Source organism: Pseudonocardia xishanensis, assembly GCF_039541715.1.
GTDB lineage: Bacteria > Actinomycetota > Actinomycetes > Mycobacteriales > Pseudonocardiaceae > Pseudonocardia > Pseudonocardia xishanensis.
The window spans coordinates 21,036-38,742 of record NZ_BAABGT010000005.1; the positions used below are offsets into that span (position 1 = coordinate 21,036).

Below are 17,707 nucleotides of genomic sequence, written 5' to 3' on the forward strand. Positions count from 1 at the left end.
AGACGAGCTACAACAGGCCGAGTGGAGCAGCAGGCGTCAGCGATCGGTCATGCGGAGCTGCTCCTCAAGGGCGGCAACGCGTTGGTTCAGGCTGTGGATCGCGGCGTTGAGGTTGGCGGACAGCTCGCGCACCTGTTGCGCGAGGTCTCCTGGCAGCTCGTCGACGTCGGCCGGCTCAGCCGCAACGTAGACGGCCTTGCCGGGTTGGCCGAACACGAGGCCCTCGTCGCGCAGCTCGCGAATTGCAGCCCGGACGACAGTCGTCGACACATCGAAGCTCCGGGTCAACTGCGCGGTCGACGGGAGTGTGCTTCCGACGGGGTAGGTGCCGGTTCGAATCGCGCGCCGCAGTTCGCCGGCGACCTGCAGGTACTTCGGGCTTCCCGACCGCTCAGTCATCCATCCCTCCTGCGGTGAGCCTACGCAGGCACGGCCCTATGTCAGTGACAGTGGGCGGACTGGACGGTCCGAGCATTGCATGCCATGTGCATAAGGAATACTATGTACATACGGAGAGCAAGGAGGAGCACAGTGTCAAACGGATCGGAGTCGGCAACACGGCCGACGTTCTACGACGTCCAGGAGGTCGCTGACATGTTCAAGATGTCGCGGATGACGGTCTACCGGGCGATCAGCTCTGGGGAGCTTGCGGCGGTTCGTATCCGGGGTCGTTGGTTAGTTCCGGCGCGCGCCATCGACGCGCTCATCGAGACGGCGACGAGACAGCAGGCGACGACAGCCTCGGCTGGGCAGTTTGGTGGCCTCGCATGAGCTCGGTCGGAGTGTTGATCCTCTTCGCGATCGTCGGTGCGGTGATCTGCGCAAAGTGCCGGGTCCCGATGGGTGCGGTGGTGTTCTCCCTGGTCGCGCTGGTCCTGTTCGTGGCCACGCCGGCGGGGCAGGGGTTGCCGGAGGCGGTGGCGTCGTTCCTGTCGACGGTGGACGACTCGACCACTCCCGCACTGAACGGCGAGGCACCGGCGGGTTCGGGAGCGGTCGGATGACCGCCGCCCGCAACGAGGTCCGGAACTGGCGCGTGGACGCGCTGTGTGTCCAGGTCGACCCGGATCTGTTCTTCCCGGAGACCGACCGTGGCACGGCCTTCGACCGGCAGGTCACCGCCGCGAAGCGGGGATGCGCAGGCTGCCCCGTCCTGGCCCAATGCCTGGACTACGCCCTGCGGGCACTCCCCGACGGAATCGCCGGCGGCACCACCCCAGCGGAACGCGTCAGCCTGCGCCGCCGCCGCGGTGTCGAGCTGCAGGACGGGCGGGCCGGGCTGCTCCCGCCGGACGGGCAGCGCGAACGCGCCGCCGCGGGCCGCCGAGCGGCTGCGGCGGGGGCTGATGCATCGGAATTGATGCGCCGCTTCGGCGTCGTCCGCGAGACAGCGCAGCGGTGGCGCTCCGACGCCCACCGCACATCCCAGACACGCACTCCGGCGAGGGGTGTGGGGGAGGGGAGTCCGGCGGCTACCGGAGCTCCCCTCCGAATCTCCACAGCACGGCAGGCCCTGGCAGGCAACACAGCACCGGAAGGACACGAAGACTAGATGAACACCCACGACAACACCCGCACAAGCAAGGACGACACACGCCCGGAAGCGGTCCTCGAGGCCGCGACGGGTGCGAAGGCCTGGCGCGCCGCCGTCCGTGCCCAGCGCACCGCCGAACCGGACCACGCCGACTTCTACGCGATGACCGCGGACGTGGTCGACACCCTGGCCGCGGTCGCGAGCCTGGCGGAGGTGCTGGCCTGGCAGGTCGCCCACTACGGCGACACCCGCCCCGTCTACGACGACACCGGCGTGGTCGACCCGCGCGAGCGCCTCGACGCCGCGGCAATGGACCTGCACGAGCTCGCCGCCCGGTTGCGCAGCGCCGACCGGATCGCGAACACCTTCTGGTCCCGCATCGGCCACATCGGCGTCGACGACTCCGCCAGCGACTCGGCCGGCGAGCAAGTTGCGGCGGAGGTGACTCGATGAGCGCCCCGACGTCGACGACGTCCGCGGTGATCGGGCTGCGTCGGTGGGCGCGTGGGCACAGCCCGCACGTCGCCGCCGCGGTCGGGCTGCTGATCGTGCACGAGACGTGGCCGGCCCGCGCGGAGTTCCGCGACGCGTGCGTGGAGCGCGACCGCGACGGCACCTGCTGGATCGACTGGACCCAGGCCCGCACTGCGTTCGATGCCGGCGAGTTCGCCAAAGCCGCAACGAGTGAGATCGGGGTTCTCGACCTCGCGATCACTCTGGGGCAGGACAGGTTCCGGTTCTCCCGGATGGGCCCGGCCAACGCCCGCGCGATCACCGACACGGTCGCCTACGCACTCGGGATTCTGCGATGAACCTGTGGACGTTCTTCATCCCGGCCGCGGCGGTGGCTGGCACGGTGGTTGCGGCCAAGCGCGGCGCGACGGTGCTCGCGATCTGCTGCGGCTTGATCGCGCTGTTGCCCCTGGCGGCGTTGGCGTCGGCGGTCGGTCTGCCGGTCCTGCTGCTGGCCGCGGTGGCGGCGGGGGTGTGGGTGTGGCATCGCTGGACCCGGTCGTCGTCGACGGTGAACAGGTGGGGATCACGCAGCCGGCGTAAGTCCGGGGTCGCCTCGACCCTCGACGTCGTCCGCCACGCCGGCTCGGCCGCGATGCGCCGCCGTGCGGCGGCCGTGCGCCCGTCGCTGGCCGGTGTGGGCCGGCGTGCGCGGTGGCGGTTGCCGGTTCCGGAGGTGGCGGTGCGGTTGTGTCGCAGTGGGTTGTTGTGGGTGTGGCCCTCGGTCGAGGACGTCACCCTCATCTTCGGTGGCCCCCGCACGGGCAAGTCCGGGTGGCTGGCGGGTCAGATCCTGGACGCCCCCGGCGCCACGCTGGTCGCGTCGACCCGAGGCGATCTCTACGAGCTGACGAGGGTGTCCCGGTTCGAGCGGGGCCCGGTGTGGGTGTTCAACGCCGTCGGCCTCGCCGGGCTGCCCTCGACGGTCACGTTCGACCCGGTGTCCGGGTGTGCGGATCCGGTGACGGCGGGGGAGCGGGCGACGGACATGCTTGCTGCCACCACCCGCGCCAGCGCCAGTGGGGATCGGGAGTTCTGGGATGCCCAGGGCCGCCGCGTCCTCGCCGCGCTCCTGCACGCCGCCGCGCTCGGAGACAAGACCATGCGCGACGTTCTCGGCTGGCTCTCGGACCCGGAGGCGGCCTCACGGGAGGTGACGGTCCTGCTGCGCCGCAGCCCGGAGCCGGCGTTCGAGCTCGACCTGGGCCAGTTCCTTGGGACGAACGATCGCACCCGCTCGTCGATCACCTCGACGATCATGCCCGCACTCGGCTGGCTCACCTCCCCGGCAGCGTCGGCCGCGGCCGGGCTGGGAGAGGAACGTCCCTGGGCCAGTCCGCTCGACGTCGACGAGCTCCTGGCCACCAATGGCACTGTCTATCTCCTGGGTGGGGAGGAGGCGCAGGTCGCGCCGTTGGTGTGTGCGTTGACCGGGCACATCGCCCGAGCGGCTCGCCGCACCGCCGCCGCGAAGCAGGGCGGGCGCCTGGACCCGCCGTTGCGTCTCGCGCTGGACGAGGCGGCGTTGATCTGTCCAGTGCCATTGGAGTCGTGGACGGCGGATATGGGTGGGCGTGGGGTGAACATCATCTGCGCGTTCCAGTCCCGCGCGCAGCTCCTCGCCAGGTATGGGACTCATGATGCGGCGACGATCCTGAACAACTCTGGGTCGATCATGGTGTTCGGTGGCACCCGCGACCGGGACGATCTGCAGTTCTGGTCCACGTTGACCGGTGAGCGTGACGAGCCGGCCGACACTGTCGATCCGGCTCGTCACACGGCGGCGCGGGCGACGCGGAAGACGGCGGTGTTGTCGCCGGCGCAGATCGCGAACCTTCCTGCGGGGCGGGTGTTGGTGATCCGTCGGGGGATCGCGCCGGTGATCGGGCGGGCGCAGATGATCTGGCAGCGCCGCGAGGTCCGCTGGGCCGAGTTCCGTGACGACCACCCCGCACTCACCGACAACCTCGAGCGAATCGCACTGTGGCTACGGGACCTGCCCCCGCGGTTCGGCCGTCGCCTGCGCCGTGTGCGGCGTCGCGAGGTGGCCCGCCCGATCCGGGGAGTCCTCACCGCTCACCCGCACGAGCCGTCGCCCGGTCGCCCGCGCCTGGTCGTCGTCGACGCCCTCCCGTTCGACGACGAGGACGACCAGCAGCCCACCGGCTGACCCGACCTCCGCTGCCCGCCGGCCAGACCTACCTCGCGTCGAGGTGGGTCTGGCCAGGCACGCCCACAAACCTTTCTCAGGAGGACTCTGATGAGCCCGAACACCCCACCGGCGAGCCCGGCCGCGGGCGACCAGGACGGTTGGTCTGGGCCGGTGGCCGGGCTGGCGAGGCTCGTCGACGGGCTGCGCCGCGACGTCGACCCTCTCACCGGCTTGCCGGGTCGGGTGGAGGAGCTGGCCGAGGTTCTGGCCCGGCTTTCGGAGACTGTCGCCTCGCTCGCTACTCGGCGGAACGCCGGTCCCGCTCCATCCTGGCTGCTCGCCCCCGACAGCCCCGAGGACACCGCCGCGATCCTCGACGACCTCGCCGCGTGGATGGGCGCGATCTACCTGCGCTACCCGGACGGTGCGGCGGTGTTGCCGGACTGCTGGGCCTGGCATCCCGACGTCGTCGAGGAACTGGTGTGGCTGATGCACGCCTGGTCCGCCGCCTACCAAGGCCCCGCCGCCTCCGTCGCCCTCGCCGGGGACTGGCACGACCGCCAGAGACCGGGCGTCGTCCGGCGCATCCGCCAGAACGTGGGGTCGTGCTCGGTCGAGCGCCACCAGACCCGCGCCGGCCGACCGCCCCTCACGACGACCGTCCCGACGGTCCCCGCACTCGGGCAGCTCGGCGAGCTCGCCGCCTGGTGGGCCACCGCCCGCGACAGCACTCCGCCCGAACCCGCCGACCACTCGGACTACGCCGCGAACGGAGCCCGGACATGACCACGAACGACACCCGCCCCACCACCACCGCGGCCGGCGCAGCCACCTCAGCCGGGTCGAGTGCAGGGCGATCGGTCCTCATCGAGCGCGACCTCGACGCCATCGAGACGCTGCTGGACGGATGGATCGCCGCCGTCGATCTTGGCGTGGACATCCCGCTGCTCGGCACCCAGGAGTGGGTCGTGGCCGAGGAGGCGATGCAACTGGCGGGGGTCGCGGTGTTCGTGCTCGGCTGCCTGGTCGAGCGCGACCCCCTGGTGCTGGCCGCCCGGCTCGCCGCGGAGATCGCCACCGTCCGCTCCGTCCGGATGGCCGCGGCCCGGCAGGCCTCGCACGCGATCTCGGCCGGCGCCGACTGGTCAGCGGTCGCGCAGCGGCTGGTCCAGCGCGACCGGATCGCCCGCCACGACCGGCTCCGCCGATGACCGCCCCGCACCACACCCACGAGCACGACCGCGGGGGCCGGTGGGTGCTGTGGCTGCCCGGGCTCATCGTCGCCCTCGGCGCAGCGGCCGCGACTGCGCACGGCCTGTTCGAGGTCGCCGTCGCCGCCCGGGTCCCGACCTCGATCGCCTGGATCTACCCACTGATCACCGACGGCTTGGCTGTGGTCGCCTACACCGCCACCGCCCGCCTCACCGGCTCGGCGCGCGGCTACGCCTGGGCCGTCGTCGTCCTCTCCGCCGGCCTGTCCGGGCTCGCTCAGGCGGTCTTCCTCGCCAGCGACGTCCCGGCCCCCGGCGGGGCCGGGGATGCCACCGCGGGGTTGGCGGTGTCGGGTGCGCTGCGGTTCGGGATCGGGGCGTGGCCGGCGATCGCGGCCGCGCTCGCCGCGCACCTGCTCCACCTCCTTGCCGCCGCCCCCACCGCTGCGCGAGCACCCGCCGCCGAGGAGCAGCGTTCACCCGTTCAACACCCGCCCCGGGGTTCAGCGGTCACTGTTCAACAGGTTCCGTTGAACAGTTCAGAGGGCTGTTCAACCCGTTCAATCGACGAGCCCGAGGCGCTGACCGCGCCCCTCCCCGTCCTCGAACCGGCACCCGAGCACGACGCCGAGCCGGGCCGGAGCGATGCGGTGGTCACCCCGTTCATCGGACGCACTGGACGCACTGAACGAGCGGGTGGACGGGGCGTGGAGTCGCCCGCGCGTGACCGCGCGCTGGCCGCCGCCGCACGGCTGACCGCCCGCACCGGAGCCCTCCCGACGGTCTCCGAGCTCGAGACCGAGGCCCAGGTCTCCCGCGGCACCGCCGCCGCGGTGCTCAAGACCCTCCGCGAGGACGACCCCACGCCCACAACCCGGCGCACCGCCGCCCCAGACGGCGCTCACCGCCCCGTCACCGACGATCACAAGGACGCCCAGCCATGACAAGCACAGCTCCCCAGCACCGACCCAGCACTCACCTCATCGACGACACGACCACGACCACTCAGCACTCCAGTAAGACCGACAAAGCCACCGAAACAGACTCAACAGCGACAAGATCAAAGCCATCACACCTAGGCATCACGATCCGAAGGGGCCGGGCGGCCTCCGGCCGCCACGGACACCTCGCTGCTGTTGTTGATCCTCAAGGTGCCGCCTCCGAGGCGGCGGTCGGGAGCTCGACGTGCTGACCATTGCTGTCGGGTACAGCCCGGACTACCTGTTGAAGGAGGTCGCGACCGGGCGGGAGAACTACTACACCGGCGCCGTCATCGAGGGCGAGCCGCCAGGTCGCTGGTGGGGTGCTGGAGCCGAGTCCCTGGGCCTGTCCGGCCTCGTCGAGGCCCACGACATGACTGGGCTCTATGAGCGGTTCCTCGACCCGCGCGCCGATGGGTTCACCGACAAGTCCCGCTGGGACGAGCTCCCGACCCTCGGGCACACCGGGCGGCGCTACCAGTCAGAATACGAGTTGTATGCCGCGGCTGTTCAACGCGAGCCGAACGCCAGCCCTGAACGCCGGGTTGAACTCCGTACAGAAGCGGGCAAAGCCGCCCGCCGCAACGTCGCCTTCCTGGACGTCACGTTCAGCGTTCAGAAGTCAGTCACCCTCCTGCACACCGCGTTCGAGGCCGAACAGGTCAAAGGGCGAGCAGCCGGCGACGAGGCCACGGCGCAGGCGTGGGGTGAGTTCCGGGCGGCTGTCGAGGATTCGATCTGGGCGGGCAACAACGCCGCGCTGACCTACCTGTCGGAGAAAGCCGGCTACTCGCGGGTCGGGCATCATGGTGGGGCGGCGGGGCGGTTCGTTGATGCGCATGACTGGACGGTGGCGTCGTTTTTCCAGCACGACTCCCGCGATCACGACCCGCAGCTTCATATCCACAACGCCGTCCTCAACCGCGTCCAAGGCCCCGACGGTGCCTGGCGAACGGTCGACTCCCGCGCCATGCACAAATGGCGGGCCGCTGCGGGCGCGGTCGCGGAGCGCACCACCGAGGAACGGCTCTCGCACGCGTTGGGGATGGCGTTCGCGACCCGCCCGGACGGCAAGTCTCGCGAGGTCGTCGGAGTCTCGGCCGAGGCGATGGCGCTGATCTCCTCCCGCCGACGCGCCGTCACGGCCAAGGCTGAGGAGTTGATCGGCGCATTCGAGACCCAGTTCGGCCGGAGTCCGAACGGGCTGGAGCGTGACCGGCTGTCGCGGCAGGCGACGTTCGCGACCCGACGGGCGAAGTCTCACGACGGCCAAACCCGCGACCAGCTCCTCACCCGGGTCGACGCCCAGCTGCGCTCCGAGGTCGCCGGCGGGCTGGCCGGTGTCACCCAGGCGGCGCTCGCTGCGCGGGAGGGGCGGCCGGCGCCGCAGGAGTGGTTGCCGCAGGCGGTGATCGAGACCGCGCTCGCCGACGTTCAAGTGCGCAAGGCTGGGTGGACGCGCTCCGACCTCACCCGCGCCATCAACGCCGCGCTCCCCGACTACCTCGGCACCCCCGACGGGATCGACGTCGCCCGGCTCCTCGACCAGCTCGCTGACGAGGCCCTCACCTACGCGACACCGCTCGACGCCGCCCGTCCCGGCGACGACGCGTTGCCGGCCGAACTTCGGTTGGCCAACGGGGAGTCCGCCTATCAGGCACCGGGCGGGCGGCTCTACGCCACTCCAGAGCACGTCCGCACCGAACGGATCCTGCTCGGGGCCACTGGCGACACCAGCGGGGTTGCGGTGCCTCCGCTGCAGGCGCAGCGGTTCCTCGACGGGCTGCGCGAGTCCGGGATCGAGCTCGGCGTCGACCAGGCCGCCGCGGTCCGAGGCGTCCTCACCTCCGGGGCGCGGGTCGAGACACTGGTCGGGCCGGCCGGGACGGGGAAGTCCTTCGTCGTCGGTGCGCTGGCGAAGGCCTGGGGCGACCCCGCACATGCCCCGGATGGTGTCGAGCGGCGTGTGTTCGGGTTGGCGACCTCGCAGATCGCCACCGAGATCCTCGTCGCTGAAGGCTTGACCGCCCGCAACGTCGCGAGCTGGCTGGCCACCCAACACCGGCTCCTCGACAACCCGCCAACCGAGCAGCGGGCCGATGACCAGCATTGGCGACTGCGTGAAGGTGACCTGGTCGTCGTCGACGAGTCCGCCATGACCGACACCCCGGCTCTGTCCGCCATCCACAGCCGTGTGGACAAGGTGGGCGCGAAACTGCTCCTTGTGGGAGACCACCGCCAACTCGCCGCGGTCGGCGCGGGCGGCGGCATGGACCTGATCGCGGGCACCGGCGCCCGCTACGAGCTCACCGATGCCCGTCGCTTCACCGACGAATGGGAACGTGCAGCCTCGTTGAGACTGCGCGGCGGTGACGGAACTGTGCTGCACAAGTACTTCCAGCGCGGTCGCCTGCTGGACTCCGGGGCCGTCGAGGAGGCCGAGACGAGCGCATCCCGGGCTTGGCTGGCCGACACCCTCGCCGGGAAACGCTCGCTGCTGCTCGTCGACACCAACGACCAGGCCGCACGCCTGTCCGCGGCCATGCGCACCAAGCTGGTCGGGCTCGGCAGGGTGACCGAGGACGGTGTGCCGCTCGGGCTGCAGGGCACCTACGCCGGCGTCGGGGACCTCGTGCAGGCCCGCGCGAACGGCTGGGACCTCGCCGGGCTGGAGGGCAACCGCCGCGGCCCGATCAACCGCGAGACCTACCGCGTCACCGCCACCCGCCCCGACGGTGGCCTCGAGGTCACCACCGACGCAGGGGAGCGCCTCGTCCTTCCGGCGGGCTACGTCGCCGGGAACCTCGCGCTGGCCTATGCCTCGACGGTGCACGCCGCGCAAGGCACCACGGTCGACACCTGCCACACCGTCGTCACCCCACGGACCGGGCACGAGGCCTTCTACGTCGGGATGTCGCGCGGGCGTGCCCGCAACACCGCCCACATCGCCACCCTCACCGGCCCGGACGACCCCGCCCGCGGCCGCGACGATCAGACCGTCCATCGCGACCCGGTCGCCGCCGTCGCCGCGATCCTCGACCCCGACGGACTCACCACAACCCGATCCGCCCTCGCCACCGCCACGCGATCTGCCGACGAGACCACTTCCGTCCGGACCCCGGCCGAGCTGTTCACCGACGCCGCCCAGCTCGCCGCGACACACCGCACCGCGCTCTGGCTCGACGAGCTGACCGCCGACGGCACGCTGACCCTGCAGGACCGGCGACGGATCGCGGCCGAGGACGGCGCCGCATCGTTGACCCGCGTGCTGCGCAGCGCTGAGGTCGCCGGCCACGACCCTCGCGCGGTCCTGACCGCGGCGATCGCCGACCGCCCGCTCGACGGCGCGCGCAACACCATCAACGTCATCTACTCCCGCATCGCCGACCGACACCGCTTCGACCCCGTCGGAACCAGCTGGGAGGCATGGGTGCCCCGCGTCGACGACCCGGACTGGCAGCGCTACCTCGCACAGCTCGCCCACGCCGCCGACGACAGCACGATCGACCTCGGACGCACCGCGGCCACCGAGCCCCCAACGTGGGCGCTGGCCTCATTCGGAGCGCCACCGACCGAGTCCGATGCACGGGATGCTTGGGTCGCCGATGTCGGTGCTGTGGCCGCCTACCGCGAGCTCCGCAACCACGCCAGCGAGACCGACGTCCTCGGGCCGGCACCCCAGCCCGGTCAGGTCGAGCAGTTCGCCGCCTACCGCGCCGCCTGGCGGGTCCTGGGTCGGCCCGAGGTCGACCGGGAAGAACTGGAACTCTCAGACGGTCGGCTCCGCATGCGCGTGCGCGCCGCCGAGCGTGAGACCCCGTGGGCGCCCCGCTATGTCGGCAACGAGCTCGCCGGCACCCGGCAAGCCGTCGAACGCCACCGCCAGACCGCCGCGCTCCGGCTCGAGGAATCCGCGGTCGCGCCCAACGCCACCGTGCAGGTGGAACTGCGGGTGGAAGCCGAGCAGGCCCGCGCCCTTGCCGATGCTCTCGACCGACAGATCTTGCAGCTCGAAAAGCTCGACGGAGCCCGATCACGGTGGCTCGCCCACACCGCTGCCACCCGGGCCGCGGGGGAGCGGGCGGAGGCAGAGCTTGCCCTGCGCCACGCCGACGACGCTGAGCCCGAGCAGCGAGTCACGGCCGAGGAATGGCTCCAGGCTCACCGCGACGCCCTGCGGGCCGAGGAGGAGCACCGGGAGATCACCGCCGACTACGAATTCGCTCCGCCGCAGCGACATGACCAGGTTGCGGCTCCGAGCGACATCCGCGACGAGGCCGGGAGGGAGCGGCCGCAGGCCCCGGAGGACGCGGTCCGGGTGCCCACCGCAGCCGAGACCGCCGAGGCGCTGGACCGGGCCCATCGCGCGATGGCGGAGATCAGCGCCCGGGACGCCTACGAACAGGACCACGAGGCCGCGGACCGAGCCGCGGCACTCAACGCGTGGGGTGCGGAGGACCGCAGCAAGGAGCACACACCCGATCAGGTGCTGGACAACGCGTGACCTTGGTGCGCCGGACCTGAACTCAGGTCCGGCGCTGGGCCGGACCGCCGCCACGCCCAGGCCAACGTGGCGACGACGGCATCGAGGAAGCCCGGCCGGTCGACGACGAGCGGCGAGACCGGGTTGCCGGTCAGGGTCACCGCGGCGATGTACTCCGCTTCGATCAGCTCCTCGATCGCGGCTGAAGTGCGCCTGGTGATCGGTGCGACGGGCAGTCGGCGCCGACCGCGGTATTCCACGACAGCACCTGCCAGCCACCGGCAAGTCAGGACGACGCCGCCCGCGAACCAGTCCGTCACGCCTGCGCGGGCCTGTGCGGACACCCGCTCTTCCGCGGCGGTCCAGACCGACCCGAACTCGGCCAGACCGACGCGGAGATTCTCCAGCCGCACACGGTCGAGGTCGTTCTCGGCGACCAACACTGTTCGAGGGTCGCACACGACCCTGACAGCTCCGAGGGTTGTGCGTCTGCGCTGCACACTCGCTCGTCTCGCCCTGTTCGAGAGGTCCGGGATGCCAACGAAGGCAATGCGGATGTCTCGACGGGGTGGTCGTTGCTGCAGACTGTCTAGCCTGCGCGGACGTTCCGCCTGGGCTCGTGTACGGAATGCGACACCCGTCGTCGAGTGAGCGTTGTGAGGAGTCTCGTGAGCACCCTCGGTAGCTTCATCTGGTCGATCGCTGACCAGCTTCGAGGTCCCTACCGCCCCAACCAGTACGGCAACGTGATCCTCCCGCTCACGATCCTGCGCCGCCTCGACTGCATCCTTGAGCCCGATCGCGAGAAGGTGCGCGAGTTGGCGGCCGCGTACGACAACCCGGTCCGACTGAAGATCGAGGTCAAGAAGGCGACCGGGCGGCCGTTCTACAACATGTCCAACTACTCCTTCGCCAACCTGCTGCAGGACGCTGACGGGTTGGCCGACAACCTCGTCGACTACATCGAGCAGTTCTCGGCCGACGTAGACGTGTTCGAGTACTTCGACTTCAAGAAGGAGATCCTCGCACTCGAGAAGGCCGGGCTGCTGCGCGAGGTCATCTCCTCCTTCAAGGGGATCAACCTCCATCCCACCGTCGTATCCAACGCCGACATGGGCGACGCGTTCGAGTACATCATCCGCAAGTTCAACGAGGCCGCTAACGAGACGTCCGGCGACCACTACACCCCGCGAGACGCCATCCGGCTGCTGGTCGACCTGCTCTTCGCCGATAAGGACGACGAGCTGCAAAAGGCCGGCATCGTCCGGACCTTGTACGACCCCACCGCCGGCACCGGGGGCATGCTCGCCCTGGCCGAGGAACACCTGCTCGACTACAACAAGGACGCGCGGCTGAGCCCTGTTCGACCAGGAGTACAACCCACAATCGTACGCGATCTGCAAGTCCGACCTGCTGGCCAAGGGCCACGACGCGAGCAACATCACCTTCGGTAACACACTGACCGACGACGCGTTCACAGGCCGCAAGTTCGACTTCTGCATGTCGAACCCACCCTACGGCGTTGACTGGAAGCAGTATGCCAAGGCCGTCACGAAGGAGAAGAGCGAAGCCGGCCCCCACGGCCGGTTCGCGTCAGGGCTCCCGGCGACCTCCGACGGACAGATGCTCTTCCTGCTCCACCTCGCCCATAAGATGCGGCTGCCCAGCAGCGGAGGCGGCCGGGCTGGCATTGTGATGAACGGTTCGCCGCTTTTCAATGGGGGCCGCCGAGTCAGGCCCGTCAAACATCCGCAAGTGGCTGCTGGAGAGCGACCTCGTCGACGCCATCGTCGCGCTGCCGACCAACATGTTCTTCAACACCGGCATCGCCACTTACATCTGGATCCTCGACAACGCCAAGCGCCCTGAACGCAAGGGGCTCGTCCATCTCGTCGACGGCACGTCGTTCTGGACGAAGATGCGCAAGAACCTCGGCTCCAAAGGTCGCGAGATCAGCGATGATGACCGGGCCAAAATCGTTAAGCTGGGCCATGGTGCGCGGTCCGATGATCGCGGACGTCACGTCGGTGGGGGCGAGCACGAACGCCGTGGCCATGTGCGTGAGCGACATACCGGCCTCCGCGGCTACGGGCAGGAGCGCGTCGACGGCGGCGGACTTGTCCCCATCCGTCATGTGCCGGGGCCCCCACATCTTGCGTCCGGCGGAGATCGGGGCGGCCGCGGCCCGGCGTACTTGCCGGTCAGCAACCCCATGCGAGGGGGCTCCAGGTGAGCACTCCCATTCCGTACCTGGCGCAGACAGGCAGGATCTCCCGTTCGATCCCAATGCCGTCCCCGATCGACTCGACCGACAGCGGGCGGAGCAGGACGGCGCTGGTGACGACCACGACCAGGCTCGCCACGAGCGGTCCGACGATGAAGATGGGCCCGGGTTTGGGCAGTTCCCTCTCCTCGTTGCCCAGCACGATCGCGTACGGCTTCGCGACGAGGAAGGAGAAGTAGAGGCCGCCGAGCACGGCGAAGACGAGGGTCGACACGATGACGGCGAACCAGTTGAGGTCGCCCAGGACGTTGAACACGTGACTCCTCACGAGGTGGACGAGCGGACGCGCCGGGGCCGCGGCGCGAGACCTGCTCGCGCCGCAGCCGTGCGGCGGGTCAGCCGGCTGCTTGCCCTCGGCGGTGGGATTGCTCTGTGATGTCGGTCAGCCACACCTGATTCGGCTGGGCGGCGGTGAACTCGCGGCGCACAAGGTCGTCGTGCACCGGCGGCCCGGGCCGGCGCTGGCGGCCACGTCGGCGGGCGTGGAACGACCACAGCCTCTGCAGGTGCCTCGCGCGGCTGCGGTGGGAGCACGGTCGATCGTGCAGCTCTGGCGAGAAATGTGCCACCGGGACGTCCTGCTGGGCGGGCCGCGGGAACAGCACTGCCCCGGCACTGAGGCACTGACGAACGTCGTGAGGGGTGCGTACGTATCCCGTCGGCGCCGTCGTGTTGCGGGAGCGTGGCCGAGCGCTGCGCGTCGATGCTCTTGCTTCTGCTCGCGACCAGGATCCGGCTCCGCTCACGGGTCACGGCGGTCAGATGACGCCGACGCTCGATGGCGTCCGCAGCTCTTCGAGAACGGGAGCCACGTTCCGCGCAGACGTGCGCTCGCCACTCGCGCCGCTGAACCGAAGTCCGGGGTACCCACCGGCCGCGACCGCATCGCAGATCGCGCGGTAGCGCGGGGTCCCGCCCACGTAGGCGGCGTATACGCGGGGCTTGCCGGGGACGTTGGCCCCGACGTACTGGGTCTCGTCCCTTACGAGCAGCGTGGCGGCCGCGGCTTCGGCGACGGCGTCGGTCCAGGCGTCCTCTGCCGCGCGGCCGCACTCCACGACGTGCAGTTCGCGCTCGCGCATGTGGGCGAGCAGCTCGACCAGCCACTCCACGTGCTGCTCGATCGAGTCCATCATCTGCGAGCGGATCGACGGGCTCCCGGGGCCCGCGAGCACGAAGAGGTTCGGGAAGCCGTGCACCGTCAGGCCGAGGTACGTCCGCGGTCCGGCCGCCCACCGCTGCGCCAGCGTGACGCCGTCGCGTCCGACGACCTCGATCCGCCGCAGTGCCCCGGACCCGCTGTCGAACCCCGTGGCCGCGACGACCACGTCGAGCCCGACCGTGCCCGCGCTGGTCCGCATCCCGTCCCGGGTCACCTCCACGGGCGTCCGCCGGACGTCGACGAGCCGCACGTTCGGCCGGTCGAAGATCTCGTAGTAGCCGTCCTCGACCACGATGCGGCGGCTGCCGAGCGCGTACCCGCGGGGCGTGAGCGCCGCGGCGACCTCGGGGTCGCGCACCCGGCGCGCGATCTCCGCGCGCAGCCGCTCCGCGATCCGCTCGTTCCCGGCCGCGTCGAGCAGCAGGTCGGGGAACATCCGCAGGATCTCCAGGCCGCCGCGCACGTGCACGGCCTCGCGGAACCGCGCCTCGAACGCCACGTCGTCGAGGTCGGCGGTGGATGTCGGGTCGAGGATGGGCTCGAAGATCGTCCCGTGTCGCCGGAAGGCGGCGCGGTGCTCGGCGTAGCGGCGCTTGTGCGCGGCGACCTCCGCCTCGTCGATGCGTCCGTTCCCGAGCGGCACCGAGAAGTTCGGCGTCCGCTGCACGACGTGCAGCTCGGCGACGTCCGACCGCGCCAGCGCGGTCGCCGCCTGCATCCCGCTGGACCCCGTGCCGACCACGGCGGCCCGCTTCCCGTCCACGTCCAGCCCTGCTCGGGGCCACTGCGCCGTGTGCACGACGGTCCCCTCGAACGACTCCAGGCCGGGCAGGTCGGGCAGCACGGGCGTGGAGAACGCCCCGGTCGCCATGACGACGGTGCCGGAGCGGTACTCGACCCCCGCGCTGGTCGTGGTGGTCCAGGTCCGGGTCGCCTCGTCGTACACCGCGGACACGACCGTCGTGCCGAACACGATGTGTCTGCGCAGGTCGAACCGGTCGGCGACGTGCTGCGCGTACCGCTCGATCTCCGGCTGGCGCGCGTAGCGCTCGCTCCAGGTCCACTCCTGCTGCAAGGCGTCGTCGAACGAGTAAGAGTAGACGAGGCTCGGCACGTCGCACCGGGCGCCCGGGTAGCCGTTCCAGTACCAGGTGCCGCCGACGTCGTCGCCGCGCTCGAGGACGACCGTCCGCAGCCCGAGCCGGTTCATCCGGTGCAGGACGTACATGCCCGCCCAGCCTGCACCCACCACGATGGCGTCGTACTCCTGGCTGTGCTCCGCCGCGCCGGTCCTCGCCATGACGAACGCCTCTCGTGCTCAGTCGGTCGTGCCCAGTCGGTCGTCGTGTGCCCAGGTCGGGTCGTGCCCGGTCGGCTGGGGCCCGGTCGGCGGGGGCTCAGTCGGTCGTGGTGGCCAGCGAGCGGAAGCGGCTGGCGTGGAAGACCAGCGGCTCGACGGCCGCGGTGTGCAGCCCGTGGATCCGCAGCAGTGCGATGTCGTGGTCGCCCCGCGGCCACCTCACGCTCCAGCACGCACGACAGGTACGTCGAGCACCCGTCCACGCGCAGGTCACCGGCGAGGTGGCGGGTCAGGTCCAGACCCGCGAAGCGGTCCTCGGTGCGGGAGGCCAACCGGCAGGCCGCGGTCTCGTGCCGCTCCCCCAGCACGCTGATCCCCAGGCGCGGCAGCCTCCGCAGCCGCAGCCACGTCGTCGACAAGTGCTGCACGCAGAACGCCACCAGTGCGGGCTCCAGCGACACCGGCACGAACGAGCTGACGGCCATCCCGACCGGTGCCCCGTCGACCTCGGCGCAGACCGCGACGACGCCGCTGGGGAACGCGCCGAACGCAGCTCGCAGCCGGGCGGGGATCCAGGGCCGGCTCGTCGTCGCACGCCTCAGGCACGCAGCACACCCCCGGCGACTGGTCGCCAGTAGCGCGCGTAGTCCGCGATGGCGCGCGGCGCGGGCACGTCCAGGTGCAGCGTCGGAGCCGGGCACCACGCACCCAGCCGCGCCAGCACCGGTCGCAACACCCGGTCAGCCGTCCCGACCTCGGCGGGCCACGCGCCGACGGCGACCAGGAACACCATCGTCCCGGGGGCGAGCCGCGCCACCTGCTCCGCAAGGCCGGGGGCGATCGCGCCGCCCGCCACCGCGACGCAGACGACGGCGACCCGACACCGGTCGAGACCACAGGCGGCACCGGCGGCCTGGACGCCGGTCAGGCCGTCGACGAGCAGGCGCACGACCTCCGCCAGGCGCCGGTCGGCCGCCGGGTCGCCGGTGGTCGACACCAGCATCCCGACATCGCTCAGGGCCTCGGACGGGGCCGGGCGCGCCGTCGGCGCGGGCGCGCTCACGACCGTCCACCCACCGGGGCGGCCCCGTGCTCGCGCAGCGCTGCGACGAGCTCGGCCAGGTCCTCTGGCCGGTTCGCCTCCTCCGGGCGGTGCAGCCGGATCCGGCTCGCGACGTCGCCGAACCGGGCCCGCAGCGTCGCGGCGATCTCCGTCGGCGTGCCGAGGGCGCACATGTCCCGCACCGTCTCGTCGTCGACGTGGCGTGCCATCTCGTCCCACCGGCCGTCCTTGGCCAGCGCGGCGAGCAGACCCTGTAGCTCGCCGCGCCCGTGCAGCTCCAGCACCCCGCGGTAGGCGGGCGTCGACCCGTAGAAGGCGATCTTGCGCCGCACGGCCTCGACCTCGGCCTCCGTCGACGCCACGAACGGCGACAGGGCGATCTGCAGCGGCGGCGCGTCCGCCGGACGGGCCGCCGCCACCCCGGGCAACACGACCTCGCGCAGGTAGCGCTCGGTGCAGAACGGGTGCACGAACAGGCCGTCGGCCACCTCGGCCGCGACGCGCACCATCCGCGGGCCGACCGCGGCGAGGAACACCGGCGGCGGGTCGTACGGGTTGGGCGGCGGGGAGAAGGCGGGGGTCATGAGCGTGTGCTCGTAGAACCGGCCCCGGTGCTCCAGCGGGCCGCCGGACTCCCACGCCGTCCAGATGCGCCGCAGCGCGACGACGAACTCGCGCATCCGCTCGGCCGGGTGCGACCACGGCATCGAGAAGCGCCGGGTCACGTGCCCGCGCACCTGGCTGCCCAGCCCGAGGACGAACCGGCCGCCCGAGTAGCGCTGCAGGTCCCACGCGGCGTAGGCGATGGTCATCGGCGTGCGCGCGAACGCGATCGCGACGGCCGGGCCCAGCTCGATCCGGATGGAGTGCTCGCAGGCGAGCGCGAGCGAGACGAAGCAGTCGCTGCCGCCCTCCGTGTTCCACGCGCCGTCCAGGCCCGTCTCCTCGCACGCGCGCACGTCCGCGGCGACGTCCGTGAGGGAGCTCCGGATCGTGGCGTCGATCTTCATTCGCTCTCCGTTCCG

General features: G+C 71.3%; 19 protein-coding genes and 3 pseudogenes. 13 read left to right on the forward strand and 9 right to left on the reverse strand.

Features of this window, described 5'->3' with window-relative positions; translation table 11 throughout:
• Positions 1-36 precede the first annotated feature (36 nt).
• Positions 37-399 (reverse strand): winged helix-turn-helix domain-containing protein, encoded by a 363-nt coding sequence (locus ABD993_RS01865; RefSeq protein WP_345412031.1) that lies wholly within the window; start codon positions 397-399, stop codon positions 37-39.
• A gap of 102 nt (positions 400-501) precedes the next feature.
• Here ABD993_RS01865 and ABD993_RS01870 point away from each other — a divergent pair, with 102 nt between their 5' ends.
• The 10 genes from ABD993_RS01870 (at position 502) to mobF (ending at position 10,894) form a co-directional block, all read left to right on the forward strand.
• Positions 502-771 carry a helix-turn-helix domain-containing protein gene (locus ABD993_RS01870; protein WP_345412033.1) on the forward strand — a complete coding sequence of 90 codons (270 nt, stop codon included), beginning with the start codon at positions 502-504 and terminating at the stop codon, positions 769-771.
• Positions 768-1,004, forward strand: coding sequence for a hypothetical protein (locus tag ABD993_RS01875; protein ID WP_345412035.1), 237 nt, complete (start codon positions 768-770; stop codon positions 1,002-1,004). Before ABD993_RS01870 ends, ABD993_RS01875 begins: the two co-directional genes overlap by 4 nt.
• On the forward strand, positions 1,001-1,552 hold the full coding sequence (locus ABD993_RS01880) for a WhiB family transcriptional regulator (RefSeq protein WP_345412037.1): 552 nt from the start codon (positions 1,001-1,003) through the stop codon (positions 1,550-1,552). Before ABD993_RS01875 ends, ABD993_RS01880 begins: the two co-directional genes overlap by 4 nt.
• Positions 1,553-1,987 (forward strand): hypothetical protein, encoded by a 435-nt coding sequence (locus tag ABD993_RS01885; RefSeq protein ID WP_345412039.1) that lies wholly within the window; start codon positions 1,553-1,555, stop codon positions 1,985-1,987.
• The gene (locus tag ABD993_RS01890) at positions 1,984-2,346 is read left to right on the forward strand and encodes a hypothetical protein (RefSeq protein WP_345412040.1); all 363 of its coding nucleotides are present in this window, start codon (positions 1,984-1,986) and stop codon (positions 2,344-2,346) included. Before ABD993_RS01885 ends, ABD993_RS01890 begins: the two co-directional genes overlap by 4 nt.
• A complete protein-coding gene (locus tag ABD993_RS01895) occupies positions 2,343-4,217 on the forward strand; it encodes a type IV secretory system conjugative DNA transfer family protein (protein WP_345412041.1) in 1,875 nt (624 codons plus the stop codon). The genes ABD993_RS01890 and ABD993_RS01895 overlap by 4 nt, the downstream gene beginning before the upstream one ends.
• A 90-nt stretch (positions 4,218-4,307) precedes the next feature.
• The gene (locus ABD993_RS01900; RefSeq protein WP_345412042.1) at positions 4,308-4,985 is read left to right on the forward strand and encodes a hypothetical protein; all 678 of its coding nucleotides are present in this window, start codon (positions 4,308-4,310) and stop codon (positions 4,983-4,985) included.
• Positions 4,982-5,410: a hypothetical protein gene (locus ABD993_RS01905; RefSeq protein WP_345412044.1), complete on the forward strand. Its 429-nt coding sequence runs from the start codon at positions 4,982-4,984 to the stop codon at positions 5,408-5,410. Before ABD993_RS01900 ends, ABD993_RS01905 begins: the two co-directional genes overlap by 4 nt.
• A complete protein-coding gene (locus ABD993_RS01910; RefSeq protein WP_345412046.1) occupies positions 5,407-6,354 on the forward strand; it encodes a hypothetical protein in 948 nt (315 codons plus the stop codon). The genes ABD993_RS01905 and ABD993_RS01910 overlap by 4 nt, the downstream gene beginning before the upstream one ends.
• 241 nt (positions 6,355-6,595) lie before the next feature.
• Complete coding sequence (gene mobF, locus ABD993_RS01915) at positions 6,596-10,894, forward strand: MobF family relaxase (RefSeq protein WP_345412048.1); 4,299 nt, start codon at positions 6,596-6,598, stop codon at positions 10,892-10,894.
• On the opposite strand, the gene ABD993_RS01920 is transcribed toward mobF, so the two are convergent.
• Positions 10,873-11,316, reverse strand: a complete 444-nt coding sequence (locus ABD993_RS01920) for a hypothetical protein (RefSeq protein ID WP_345412049.1) — start codon at positions 11,314-11,316, stop codon at positions 10,873-10,875. The genes mobF and ABD993_RS01920 overlap by 22 nt on opposite strands.
• 225 nt (positions 11,317-11,541) lie before the next feature.
• Between ABD993_RS01920 and ABD993_RS01925 the strand changes: the two genes are divergently transcribed.
• From ABD993_RS01925 to ABD993_RS01935, 3 genes and pseudogenes are all read left to right on the forward strand, one after another.
• Positions 11,542-12,327: a type I restriction-modification system subunit M N-terminal domain-containing protein gene (locus ABD993_RS01925; RefSeq protein ID WP_345412051.1), complete on the forward strand. Its 786-nt coding sequence runs from the start codon at positions 11,542-11,544 to the stop codon at positions 12,325-12,327.
• Positions 12,287-12,541 (forward strand): annotated as a pseudogene (locus ABD993_RS01930) (N-6 DNA methylase); the annotation flags it as partial. The gene ABD993_RS01925 and the pseudogene ABD993_RS01930, both read left to right, overlap by 41 nt.
• 49 nt (positions 12,542-12,590) lie before the next feature.
• The gene (locus tag ABD993_RS01935; protein WP_345412053.1) at positions 12,591-13,106 is read left to right on the forward strand and encodes an N-6 DNA methylase; all 516 of its coding nucleotides are present in this window, start codon (positions 12,591-12,593) and stop codon (positions 13,104-13,106) included.
• Here the strand turns inward: ABD993_RS01935 and ABD993_RS01940 are convergent.
• The 7 genes and pseudogenes from ABD993_RS01940 to ABD993_RS01970 all read right to left on the reverse strand — a co-directional run bounded on the left by ABD993_RS01940 (position 13,075) and on the right by ABD993_RS01970 (position 17,692).
• Positions 13,075-13,413 (reverse strand): DUF1761 domain-containing protein, encoded by a 339-nt coding sequence (locus ABD993_RS01940; RefSeq protein WP_345412055.1) that lies wholly within the window; start codon positions 13,411-13,413, stop codon positions 13,075-13,077. The genes ABD993_RS01935 and ABD993_RS01940 overlap by 32 nt on opposite strands.
• Before the next feature lie 90 nt (positions 13,414-13,503).
• Positions 13,504-13,630: pseudogene (locus ABD993_RS01945) on the reverse strand (IS3 family transposase); the annotation flags it as partial.
• A gap of 285 nt (positions 13,631-13,915) precedes the next feature.
• Positions 13,916-15,619: a flavin-containing monooxygenase gene (locus ABD993_RS01950; RefSeq protein WP_345412057.1), complete on the reverse strand. Its 1,704-nt coding sequence runs from the start codon at positions 15,617-15,619 to the stop codon at positions 13,916-13,918.
• A gap of 97 nt (positions 15,620-15,716) precedes the next feature.
• Positions 15,717-15,842 carry a hypothetical protein gene (locus ABD993_RS01955; RefSeq protein WP_345412087.1) on the reverse strand — a complete coding sequence of 42 codons (126 nt, stop codon included), beginning with the start codon at positions 15,840-15,842 and terminating at the stop codon, positions 15,717-15,719.
• Between the two features lie 43 nt (positions 15,843-15,885).
• Positions 15,886-16,104, reverse strand: a pseudogene (locus tag ABD993_RS36570) (flavin reductase family protein); the annotation flags it as partial.
• A gap of 113 nt (positions 16,105-16,217) precedes the next feature.
• The gene (locus ABD993_RS01965; RefSeq protein ID WP_345412059.1) at positions 16,218-16,682 is read right to left on the reverse strand and encodes a hypothetical protein; all 465 of its coding nucleotides are present in this window, start codon (positions 16,680-16,682) and stop codon (positions 16,218-16,220) included.
• Complete coding sequence (locus tag ABD993_RS01970; RefSeq protein WP_345412060.1) at positions 16,679-17,692, reverse strand: TIGR03617 family F420-dependent LLM class oxidoreductase; 1,014 nt, start codon at positions 17,690-17,692, stop codon at positions 16,679-16,681. Before ABD993_RS01970 ends, ABD993_RS01965 begins: the two co-directional genes overlap by 4 nt.
• Between the last annotated feature and the right edge of the window lie 15 nt (positions 17,693-17,707).